Annotated in this window: 9 protein-coding genes; all 9 read left to right on the top strand. The window is 64.9% G+C overall.

The window, feature by feature from the left end:
• Positions 1–283: 283 nt before the first annotated feature.
• The 9 genes from NZM16_RS10290 (at position 284) to NZM16_RS10250 (ending at position 10625) form a co-directional block, all read left to right on the top strand.
• Entirely contained in the window at positions 284–1612 is a 1329-nt protein-coding gene (locus NZM16_RS10290; protein WP_295480259.1) for a glycoside hydrolase family 1 protein, read from the top strand.
• Positions 1613–1700: 88 nt separating this feature from the next.
• Positions 1701–2636, top strand: coding sequence for an acetamidase/formamidase family protein (locus tag NZM16_RS10285; protein WP_295450337.1), 936 nt, complete (start codon positions 1701–1703; stop codon positions 2634–2636).
• A 390-nt stretch (positions 2637–3026) separates the two neighbouring features.
• The gene (locus NZM16_RS10280; protein WP_295480257.1) at positions 3027–3548 is read left to right on the top strand and encodes a CinA family protein; all 522 of its coding nucleotides are present in this window, start codon (positions 3027–3029) and stop codon (positions 3546–3548) included.
• Positions 3549–3727: 179 nt separating this feature from the next.
• Complete coding sequence (locus NZM16_RS10275) at positions 3728–4915, top strand: saccharopine dehydrogenase C-terminal domain-containing protein (protein ID WP_295450331.1); 1188 nt, start codon at positions 3728–3730, stop codon at positions 4913–4915.
• Between the two features lie 321 nt (positions 4916–5236).
• Entirely contained in the window at positions 5237–6190 is a 954-nt protein-coding gene (locus NZM16_RS10270) for a hypothetical protein (protein ID WP_295480255.1), read from the top strand.
• A 100-nt stretch (positions 6191–6290) separates the two neighbouring features.
• A complete protein-coding gene (locus NZM16_RS10265) occupies positions 6291–7013 on the top strand; it encodes an SDR family oxidoreductase (protein WP_295450325.1) in 723 nt (240 codons plus the stop codon).
• A gap of 477 nt (positions 7014–7490) precedes the next feature.
• Entirely contained in the window at positions 7491–8870 is a 1380-nt protein-coding gene (gene selA, locus NZM16_RS10260; protein WP_295480253.1) for an L-seryl-tRNA(Sec) selenium transferase, read from the top strand.
• Positions 8871–9015: 145 nt separating this feature from the next.
• Positions 9016–9777 (top strand): 16S rRNA (guanine(527)-N(7))-methyltransferase RsmG, encoded by a 762-nt coding sequence (gene rsmG / locus NZM16_RS10255; protein WP_295480251.1) that lies wholly within the window; start codon positions 9016–9018, stop codon positions 9775–9777.
• A gap of 11 nt (positions 9778–9788) precedes the next feature.
• The gene (locus tag NZM16_RS10250) at positions 9789–10625 is read left to right on the top strand and encodes an ABC transporter permease (RefSeq protein WP_295450319.1); all 837 of its coding nucleotides are present in this window, start codon (positions 9789–9791) and stop codon (positions 10623–10625) included.
• Positions 10626–10903 lie beyond the last annotated feature (278 nt).

Here is a 10903-nt window from a genome sequence, read left to right as displayed (position 1 = left end):
GATCGGCTCAGCTGCGGGATGGACGGTGGCCACGGCGATGCTGCTGGCCTTCGCCGCCAGGGGGCCGCTTCCCCCAGGGGGCGAGATCCTGATCCCCACCACCTCACTCAGCGCCGCCCTCCTGGCCGCCTGGCTGGCCTGGGTTAGCTGGAGCAGATCCTAATTCCCTTGGCCCTTCGGGCCCCAGAGAGTTTAAGAATTAAGGAGGCGAGAGGCGAGGCCATGCCGCTCGACGTATCGCTTCCTCCACCGCATAACCCTCATCACAAACCGGGAGCCGCCCATGGTGGAATTCGCCTTCCAGTTCCCTCCGGGCTTCCTTTGGGGAACCGCGACCGCCAGCCATCAGGTCGAGGGGGAGAACACGAACAATGATTGGTGGCTCTGGGAGCAGGAGCCGGGCCGGATCCGGGAGGGGCACCGCTCGGGCCGGGCCTGTGACTGGTGGCACAATGCGGAGGCGGATTTCGACCGTGCCGCCGCCCTGGGCCAGAACGCCCACCGGCTCTCCATCGAGTGGAGCCGGATCGAGCCCCGCGAAGGGAGCTTCGATGACACCGCCCTCGATCGATATCGGGCCATGCTGCGGGCTCTTCGAGATCGCGGGATCGAGCCGATGGTCACCCTGCACCACTTCACCAACCCCATCTGGCTGGCGGAACAGGGGGGATGGGAGAACCCAGCCGTCATCGAGCGCTTCGAGCGCTACGTGCGGCGGGCGGTGAGCGCCCTGAAGGATCTCTGTCGCCTGTGGTGCACCATCAACGAGCCCAACGTCCTGGCCTATATGGGATGGAACGAAGGGAAATGGCCGCCGGGGAAGCGGGATTTCGGGCTCTCCATGCAAGTGCTGCGCCATCTGATGCGGGCCCACGCCCGGGCCTATTATGCCATCCATGAAATCCAGCCGGAGGCCCAGGTGGGGATCGCCCACAACATGATGGTTTTCGAACCGGCCCGCCCTGCTTCCCCGCTCGATCAGATGATCGCCCGTCTGCATGATCGCATGTTCAACCGCATCGTCTTGGATGCAATCGCCGCCGGGCGAGAGCCAGGGGTGTTCGCTCTCCGTGCCGTGGCCACGCTTCGAGGGACCTATGACTTCATCGGCTTGAACTACTACACGCGGCGCCTCTCCGCTTTCGATCGACGCTCCCCTGCCACCCTGTTCGGACGCACTTTCCTGAACCCCCAGGGGGAAATCAGCGATGGGGAATACGGGGAAGTCTTTCCCGAGGGCCTCTATCGGCTGCTGAAGCAGCTCGCCCGCTTCGGCAAGCCGATTTACGTCACCGAAAACGGGATCCCCGATGCGGATGATGATCAGCGCCCCCGTTTCATCGTGCGCCATCTCCATGCGATGTGGCGGGCGATCCAGCAGAACGTCCCGGTGAGGGGATATTTCCACTGGTCCCTGGTGGATAACTTTGAATGGGCGGAGGGGTGGACGCTGCGGTTCGGTCTGATCGAGGTGGATCCGGAGACCCAGGCGCGGCGGCCCCGCCCCAGCGCCGAGCTCTACGCCGAGGTGTGCCGGGCCAACGCCCTGACCTCCGAAACCATTGTCCGCTATACCCCGGAGCTGATGAAGGAGATGTTTGGGATCGAATAGCCGGGCTTTACAGGAGCCTGCCTGAGCAAGAACTGGTTCGGCGATCCCCAGTGCCCTTAATCACCCCCGTTCTTTGAGGAGGCACGCCATGGCTCGAACCCATCTGTTTCCACCGGATCGCGTCCACTACGTTTGGAACCGTGCTCTTCCCGCGGTTCTGGAGATCGATCCCGGAGATACTGTGATCTATGAGCTACGGGACGTGACAGACAACCAGATCACTCCGGCCTCGACCGCTGAGGACCTCACCCGCCTGGATTGGAGCCGGATCTACCCGCTGGCTGGCCCCCTGTATGTCAAAGGAGCTCAGCCGGGGGACGTGCTGGAGGTGGAGATCGTGGACCTCCATCCGAAAGGCTGGGGGTGGACCGGGATCATCCCCGGCTTCGGGCTCCTGGAAGAGGAGTTCGAGCAGCCCTATCTCAAGATCTGGGATCTGTCTCCTGGAGATCATACCTTCTTCCGCGAGGACATTCGCATCCCGCTGGATCCCTTCTGCGGCACGATGGGTGTGGCGCCGCGGGAGCCCGGCGAACACCCGGTGATGCCTCCCGGTCCCTTCGGCGGGAATATGGATATCCGCCACCTCACAAAGGGCACCCGCCTCTTCCTTCCGGTGCAGGTGGAGGGAGCGCTGTTCTCCGTCGGGGACGCCCACGCCGCGCAGGGGGACGGGGAGATCTGCGTCACGGCGATCGAGGCTCCCATGTATGCGGTCCTCCGCTTCCACCTTCATAAGGCGCGCTCCATTGAAGAGCCCCAGTTCCTTTGCCCCAAGCCGCTGACCGCCAAATATGATGAGAAAGGCTATTACGCCACCACCGGCATCGCCCCCGATCTCATGGTGGCCGCGAAGAAGGCGGTCCGATACATGATCGATCACATCGCTCACACCTATCGGATGAGCCGGGAGGACGCCTACATCCTGGCCAGCGTGGTGGTGGACTTGAAGATCAGCGAGGTGGTGGATAAGCCCAACTGGATCGTCACCGCTTACCTGCCCCTCAGCATCTTCCAGGGATAGAATTGGGGATGTAGGGGCGGGGTATTCCTTGCCCCTACATCGCACCGCACCTTTTAAGCGGTGGGGAAGAAAGGAGCTGAACCGGATGCTTTAGGCGCCTCGCTGAACCCCTTAAGGCCTCGGAGAAAACCAGGCCTGCCCTTCCGGCCAGCGGGCGATGGCCAACGCGTGCGGTGAATTCCATTCGCATGGACACGGCGAGCCCTGCGAAGGGAGCCGATGAAGCTCCTTCCCCCCTTTCTACCCCTCCCCACAGCTCTGAGAGCCGTGGGGGGAGAAAAAAGGGTGGGGTCTGGTGACCGCCTTCGGCGGCCCACCAGACCCCCATCCCCGGGGAGGGATCCAGCGTTCACGCAAGCGGCGTTGAATTCGCAATAGGCGATGGCCAGAATGGAACATCCGGGATCGGATCGGGCCGCTCAGGTGGGCATGGAATTGAAAAAGCGAGGGTGGCGGCTGGCGGTGGCGGAATCATGCACCGGGGGCCTGCTGGGCCACCGCCTGACCCGCATCCCGGGCAGCTCCGCCTACTTCCTCGGCGGCGTGATCGCCTACCGAAACGAGATCAAGGCCCGCATCCTGAACGTCCGGGAGGAGACGCTGGCCCAGTTTGGAGCCATCAGCGCAGAGGCGGCCCGGGAGATGGCCGAAGGGGTTCGCCATCTGTTCCAGGCGGATCTCGCCCTGGCCATCACCGGCGTCGCCGGCCCGGATCCCGAAGAGGGTAAGCCGGTGGGGGAGATCTACATCGCCCTGGCGAGCCCGGATGGAACCTGGACCCGTCGGATCACCGGCGGGTTAGATCGAGAGGAGAACCAGGCCCTCGCCGTTGAGGCCGCCCTGGAACTTCTGGAGGGGATGCTAAGAGGAAGCTTCCCTCCGGAAGATTCGTGGGGAAATGAGGGATCTTAACATTCTGGGGCACGGGCAAAGCCCGCGCCCCAGAATGTTATACCTTCCCAGCGCTTTGTCCATCTTGACTTTGGAGCTCCTGGGGGACAGGGCGGGTGGCCTCTGGCCCCTCGCGACGGGCTTCCGTCCCCCCAATCCTCAACTCATAACGGATCAAAGCACCAGGAGGATAAACCGTGATGTTTCGCTACGCCGTCATCGGCGCTGGGATGCAAGGCACCGCCGCGGCCTACGATCTGGCCCGCTTCGGGAATGCGGAGGAAATCCGGATCGCGGATCGTGATCCGGCCCGGGCGGAGGAAGCCGCCAGGCGCATCAACCGCCTGCTGGGGCGATCCCTTGTCCGCCCGGTCGTCCTCGATGTGCGGGATGAGCTGGCCGTGGTGGACTTCCTTCGCCCTATGGACGCGGGGATCAGCGCCGTTCCCTACCGGTTCAATCCGCTCCTGGCCCGTGCCGCCATCGAAGCCCGGACCTCCTTGTGCGACCTGGGTGGGCATACCCCGACGACCTGGGAGATCCTCGCCATGGACGAAATGGCCCGCGAGGCAGGGATCTCCCTCATCCCGGATTGCGGGCTGATGCCCGGCCTGGGGAACACCTTAGCGGTTTACGCGATGCGCCAGATGGATCAGCCCCGGCATGTGCGCATCTGGTGCGGCGGTCTCCCTCAACGCCCCAAGGGGCCATTGGGCTACCAGTTGTTTTTCAACATCGCGGGCCTCACGGCGGAATACACCGGGAAGGCGGTCTTCCTCCGGCAGGGCCGCATCGTGGAGGTCGAGGCCCTCACCGAACCCGAAACCATCACCTTCCCCCCGCCGGTCGGCGCCTGCGAGGCCTTCGTCACTTCAGGGGGAACCTCCACCTGCCCCTGGACCTTCCAGGGGATCTTAGAGACCTATGAGGAGAAAACCGTTCGCTACCCGGGCCATCTGGAGCGGATCCGCCTGCTGGCGGATCTGGGGTTCCTGGAAACCGATCCGATCGAAATCGATGGCGTCCGGGTGATCCCGCGCGAGGTGTTCCATCGGTTAGTGGAGCCTCGCCTCCAGTTCGCGGAGGATCCGGCGGATATGGTGGTGCTCCGGGTGACCTGCGAGGGGATCCATCAGGGTCAGCCGATGGAGATCACCCTGGATCTGATCGACTTCTATGATCCGGAGACCGGCTTCACGGCGATGGAACGAACCACAGGGTGGCACGCAGCCGTTGTGGCCGGGATGATGGCCCGGGGGGAAACCCCCCGAGGGGCCATCCCCCTCGAGCGGGCCGTCGATCCGGAGCGTTTCCTGGCGGAATGGTCTCAGCGCGGCATCCCGATCCAGGAGACTATCCGGCGACCTCTTCAAGTTGTCCCCCTGTAGGGATCCGGGTGGGGATGGTGGAACAACCAGGGCCTCCGGGCGATCGGGCCCGCTCCTTCCTTGCTCGCGCGGGCGGCGTGCAACCATTCGAGCGTTGAGAGGGGTTTTGGACTTTGGACAAACGGGCCATGCCCCAGGCCCCCGGTCTTCCACGCTCGGAGAGCCCGTCTCCCCTTCCCTCCTCCCTGCAGCCTGAAAGGCTACAGGGAGGAGGGAATCGAGAGATTTAGGGACGGTCGGGGCTGCCTTCGGCGGCCCCGACCGTCCTCCAACCTCCCTGAGAAAGAAATCGGATGTTCGCCCAAAGTCCAGGAGGGGTTTATGGTGCCCTTCTTTTCCGCCGAACAGATCCGCCAGGCCCTGCCGATGCGCCGGGCGGTGGAAGCCATGCGCGAGGCGTTCATCGCCTTCAGCGAAGGGCGCGCCCATATCCCTCAGCGGATTCAGATCCCGATCCCCCAGCGGGAGGGGATCACGCTGATCATGCCTGGCTACATCCCGCCCCGGGACCTGGGCCTGAAGGTGGTTTCGGTCTTCCCTCATAACCCGGAGCGAGGCCTTCCCACCATTTCCGCTTTAGTGTTGATGCTGGATCCGGAGACGGGCGCGCCCACGGCGCTGCTCGATGGGGCTTTCCTCACCGCGTGGCGCACCGGAGCCGCCTCCGGGCTGGCCACCGACCTGCTGGCCCGTCCCGACGCCGAAACCCTCGCCCTGATCGGGGCGGGGGCTCAGGCCCGCACGCAACTGCTGGCCGTCTGCGCCGTCCGCGCGATCCGCCGGGTGCGGGTCTACAGTCGAACCCCCGAGCGGGCTCGAGCGCTGATCGAAGGGATGCGGGGCCAGGAAGGACTCCCCGAGGACATCGCCCTGGCACCTACTCCAGAGGCTGCGGTCGCCGAAGCGGATGTGATCTGCACGGCTACGAATTCCCCTACCCCTGTCTTCGATGGCCGATCGCTGCGGCCGGGGACCCACATCAACGCCATCGGATCCTTCACCCTGCAGATGCGAGAGCTGGATGAGGAAACATTCCGCCGGGCTTCGCGCGTGGTGGTGGATTCCCGCGCGGCAGCCATGGTGGAGGCCGGTGAGGTCGTATGGGCGATCCAGCAGGGGATCCTTCAGGAAGAGGATTTAATTGAGCTGGGGGAAATCGCAGCGGGGCGCCGATCCGGCCGTCAGCGATCGGAGGAAATCACCCTGTTTAAATCCGTGGGCCTGGCAGTGCAGGATCTGGTCGCTGCCCGCTGGGTGTTAGAAGCTGGACAGTGATCGAAGAAATGCCCTCTGCGGAATCCAAAGGCAGAGGCTGAAATCCGTCCTCTTGTGGCGACTCGAAACGAGTTCGAGCGGAGCGGGAGGTCGTTCGAACATGGAGCTTCGAGAGCGGGTCGTGCTGGTGACGGGCGCGGGGCGCCGCCTGGGCCAGGCGATCGCCATCGGCCTGGCCCGGGCTGGCGCTCATGTGGCCGTTCATTTCCACACGTCCATCGAGGAAGCGGCCGAGACGGCGCGCCGGATCCAGGAGATGGGCATGGACGCGGAGGCTTTCCATGCGGATCTGCGAGATCCCTCGCAGATCCGCACATTGATTGAGAGCGCGGCGCGCCGGTTTGGGCGGCTGGATGCGCTGGTGAACGCGGCGGCGGTGATGCGGGTCACGCGATGGCATGAGCTGACGCCGGAGCTTTGGGATGAGATCCTGGCGCTCAACCTGCGGGCGCCCATGTTCTGCGCCCAGGCGGCGGCGCGCTACATGGAAGAAGGCGTGATCATCAACATCGCCGACGGCTCGGCCCTGAAGCCGTGGCCGGATTACCTGGCCCATACGGTCTCCAAATCCGGCCTGGTCGCCCTGACCCAGGCCCTGGCCCTCGCCCTGGCCCCCCGGATCCGGGTGAACGCGGTGATCCCTGGTCCGATCCTCCGGCCAGTTCACTGGGAGGAGGAGCGCTGGGCCCACCTGCTCCGCCATGTCCCCCTGGGTCGCGCAGGGATGGCCGAGGAAGTCGCCCACGCTGTGCGCTATCTGATTGAGGCGGATTACGTTACGGGAGCCGTTCTGGTCGTGGACGGCGGGCACCACCTGAGGTAGCCATACCGAATGGCATGAAGAGCAGGCCGACCCTCTTCATTTTTCCCTTCTCCCCCCGGTAGGGGAGTGCTCCGTCCATTTTTCATTGAGGGGTTTTCAGGAGCAGTGCGGGGGCCTTTGGCCCCCCGCACCGCCCCTGAACGATTTTTTCTCCCCCCTCCCCATGGCCCTCTGGGCTGTGGGGAGGGGGAGAAAGGGGAGAGGGGCCATTCCCTTCCGGACAGGCTTCGATTCCTTAAACCCCCAGTGGATAACTGGACAAAGCAGTAGAGGAGGGAGGAAGAAGGATTTGGGAACAGCGGTTCCGCCACCGCCCCGAATTCCCTTTTCCTTCCCTCGGGTCGGAAAGGGGAAAAGAAAACGGGCACTTACGTGCCCTACTACAAACCATGGACACTGTGCCCTACTACGAACAAAACACCATACGGATGTGCCCAGATCAACAAGGCATCAGGGAAACTTCTGCGAAAGAAAGCGATGGATCCGCGTCGAGCCTTGCCCAGCGTAGATCGCCTGTTGAAGGCCGAGGGCGCAGCCCCGCTCCTGGCGGCCTTCGGCCATGAGGCCCTCGTCGAAGCCCTCCGGGAGGTCCTGGCGGAGGTCCGGGCAAAGGTGCAACAAGGGGAGCCCGTGCCTTCCGAGGCGGCCATGCTGGAGCGGGCCGCAACCCGACTGGCCCGCTGGCACACTCCCCGCCCACGGCCGGTCATCAACGCCACCGGCGTGATCCTGCACACGAACCTGGGCCGTGCGCCCCTTTCCTCCGCCGCTCTGGAGGCCATCCGTGCCGCCTCCGCTTACAGCGACCTGGAATTCGACCTGGAGGCCGGGGAGCGAGGGGAACGCCAAGCGGCTGTGGAGGAGCTCCTGCGCCGGCTGACGGGGGCCGAAGCCGCCCTGGTGGTGAACAACAACGCCGCCGCGGTGCTCCTGGCCCTCACCACCCTAGCCCGGGGGCGTGGCGTCCTGATCTCCCGCGGGCAGCTCATCGAGATCGGGGGCGGATTCCGCATCCCCGAGGTGATGGCCCAGAGCGGCGCGCGGCTCATCGAGGTCGGCACGACCAACCGGACCCATCTGCGGGATTATGAGGAGCCCCTTGTTCGGGGCGAGGATATCGCACTGATCCTCCGCGCCCACCATAGCAATTTCCGCATGATCGGATTCGTATCCGAGGTTCCTCTGATGGACCTGGTGGCCTTAGGGGAGCGCTACGGGATTCCGGTGATGGATGATCTGGGAAGCGGCGCGCTCCTGGACACGGCGGCCTTCGGCCTGGCCCACGAGCCGATGGTGCAGGAGAGCGTGGCGGCGGGGGCGGCAGTGGTTTGCTTCAGCGGTGACAAGCTCCTGGGCGGCCCCCAGGCGGGGATCATGGTGGGGAAGCGGGAATTCCTCGCCCGGATGCGACGACATCCCCTCATGCGGGCGCTGCGGCCGGACAAACTCACGCTGGCCGGATTGAGCGCCACGCTGATCCACTACCTCAAAGGGGAGGCCACCCGGGAGATCCCGGTCTGGCGGATGATCGCGACATCCCCTCTCGAGCTGGAGGCCCGGGCCCGGGAATGGTCGGCTCGCTTGCGGGCCGATGGGATCCCGGTGGAGGTGCGCCCCACCCTCTCCACCGTGGGCGGCGGGAGCCTTCCCGGGGAGACCCTCCCCAGCGTGGCCCTGGTTTTGCGCCCCCCTGATCCAGAAGCGCTGATGGCAACCCTGCGCCGGACCCATCCCCCGATCATCGCCCGGGTCCAGGACGACGCGGTCTGGTTCGATGTCCGCACAGTGCTCCCGGATCAGGAGGCCGATTTCCTTCAGGGGATCCGACAGGCGTGGAGGTCGGCCCTGATCCGTTAACGGCGGGCGCCTTGCCGGGGCAGGCCTCTGGGTTCACCGCATCCGCAACCCGTGTAATGGGTTCATACCCGGATTCGGGAACGGCCCACCCGAGATGGCTCCTACAAGGTCCTCGCCTTTGCCTATATGTGTTATCCTGATCATGATGACGACGTTCGAAACTTCCTTTTTATCGGTGTTGCGAGAGGGCCTGGCCTGGCTGGGATGGTCGTTGCCGGAATCGGCCCTGGAGGCCATGGCCCGCTATGCCCGGATGGTCTGGGAGTGGAACGAGCGCCTGAACCTCACGGCCATTGTGGAACCCGAGGCGATGGCCGCCCGACACTTCGTGGATTCCCTCACGGCGCTCCAGGCCTTCCGGGAGCCCGCGTGGCCTCCTGCTCCTGCGGAGTGGCCGCCATGCCGTCTGGCCGACGTGGGAACCGGCGCCGGGTTCCCGGGGCTGGTCCTGAAGCTGGCCTGGCCCGCATTAGAACTCACCCTGATCGAATCCACAGTGAAAAAAGCTCGCTTCCTGGAAGCAGCGGTCCACCGTCTGGGGCTGGAGGGCATTACCATCCTGGCCCGTCGCGCCGAAGAAGTCGGGCAGGATCCGGCGCATCGCGAGCGCTACGATGGGACGATCGCCCGAGCGGTGGCGGAACTTCCTGTTCTCCTGGAGTATCTTCTCCCGCTGGTCCGGATCGGTGGGATAGCCGTGGCGATGAAGGGCGCGGAGGTGGAAGAAGAAATCGCCGCCGCCCACAGGGCGATGGACCTCTTAGGGGGGCGCCTGCGGAACCGCTGCGATCTGGCGTGGCCCCCTTATCTTTCCCCACGCACCTTGCTGGTTTTCGAAAAGATCGCGCCCACGCCCGCCAAATACCCCCGACGGCCAGGGATCCCGGAGAAACGACCGTTGCGATAAGCGAGGAAACCATGCGCGCAATCGGGTGGATCGGAAGCCTGACGCTTCGGGAGGCGTTCCGGCGCCGTCTGGTGCTGGCGGCCTTCGGGCTGGGGGCAGCCTTCCTGGCCCTGTTCGGCCTGGCGCTGTTTTTGATCCACCGCGAACTCGCCCGCTTCGGCCCTCCCGACCCCCGGATGCGGGAGGAGATCGTGGGATTCTTTCTGCTGGCGGGCCTGTATGTGGCGAACTTCCTGATCGTGATGGCCGCGGTGGTGGGAACCGCCGATACGATCGCAGGGGAGATCGCGTCAGGGGTCATCCAGGCAGTAGCGGCGCGGCCGATCGCCCGCTGGCAGATCCTGCTCGGGAAAGGGCTGGGGCACGCGCTCTGGCTGCTGATGTATGTCCTCTGGCTGGCCGGGGGCGTGATGGGGATCACCGCCCTGATCACCGGATGGATCCCCCGGGGCTGGGCGCGAGGTCTGGCCCTTCTGGGGCTGGAGGCGCTGATCCCCCTTTCGCTTTCCCTTTGGGCGGGGACCCGGTTTTCGACCCTGGCGACCGGGGCGCTGGGGCTGGGCCTGTATGGCGTCGCCTTCATCGGGGGATGGGCCGAACAGATCGGAGGCCTGATCGGGCAATCGACGGTGGTGGACCTGGGGATTCTGGCCTCGCTGCTCATGCCCGCCGAGGCGATCTGGCGGCGAGCCGCTTACGAGCTCCAGAGCCCCCTGGCCCGGATCATGGGCCCCAATCCGTTCACCACAACCACCGTTCCCAGCGATCGAATGGTGATTTATGCCCTGGCGTATATCCTCTTCCTTCTTCTGATCGCCATCCGACAATTTGAGCGACGGGATCTATAGCTGGCTCCAGGATACGGTTCTCGTTGCTTCGTCCAGTTATCAACTGGGGGTTTGAAGGAATCGAAGCCCGTCTGGAAGGCAGCGGCCCCTTCCCACAGCCCTCTGGGCTGTGGGGAGGGGGGAGAAAAGTGGGGAGAGGCCATTCCCTTCCGAACTGGCTTCAGTTCCCCCAATCTCCGGTTCATCACCGGACAAAGCACGAGGCCCAAGGGTGGGCAGGGGTTGGGGATAGTAGAGGGAGAGGTAATCAAACCCTTTCCAGCCATCGAGGGGTTCGC

The sequence above is a fragment of the Thermoflexus sp. genome (assembly GCF_025055495.1).
GTDB lineage: Bacteria > Chloroflexota > Anaerolineae > Thermoflexales > Thermoflexaceae > Thermoflexus.
This window is presented reverse-complemented; position numbering and strand designations above follow the sequence as displayed.

Excerpts from the sequence above, each read along its gene's own strand:
- NZM16_RS10250 (WP_295450319.1), top strand. The coding sequence starts at position 9,789 with ATGCGCGCAATCGGGTGGATCGGAAGCCTGACGCTTCGGGAGGCGTTC.
- NZM16_RS10280 (WP_295480257.1), top strand. The coding sequence starts at position 3,027 with ATGGAACATCCGGGATCGGATCGGGCCGCTCAGGTGGGCATGGAATTG.
- NZM16_RS10290 (WP_295480259.1), top strand. The coding sequence starts at position 284 with ATGGTGGAATTCGCCTTCCAGTTCCCTCCGGGCTTCCTTTGGGGAACC.
- NZM16_RS10275 (WP_295450331.1), top strand. The coding sequence starts at position 3,728 with ATGTTTCGCTACGCCGTCATCGGCGCTGGGATGCAAGGCACCGCCGCG.
- rsmG (WP_295480251.1), top strand. The coding sequence starts at position 9,016 with ATGACGACGTTCGAAACTTCCTTTTTATCGGTGTTGCGAGAGGGCCTG.
- selA (WP_295480253.1), top strand. The coding sequence starts at position 7,491 with ATGGATCCGCGTCGAGCCTTGCCCAGCGTAGATCGCCTGTTGAAGGCC.
- NZM16_RS10285 (WP_295450337.1), top strand. The coding sequence starts at position 1,701 with ATGGCTCGAACCCATCTGTTTCCACCGGATCGCGTCCACTACGTTTGG.
- NZM16_RS10270 (WP_295480255.1), top strand. The coding sequence starts at position 5,237 with ATGGTGCCCTTCTTTTCCGCCGAACAGATCCGCCAGGCCCTGCCGATG.
- NZM16_RS10265 (WP_295450325.1), top strand. The coding sequence starts at position 6,291 with ATGGAGCTTCGAGAGCGGGTCGTGCTGGTGACGGGCGCGGGGCGCCGC.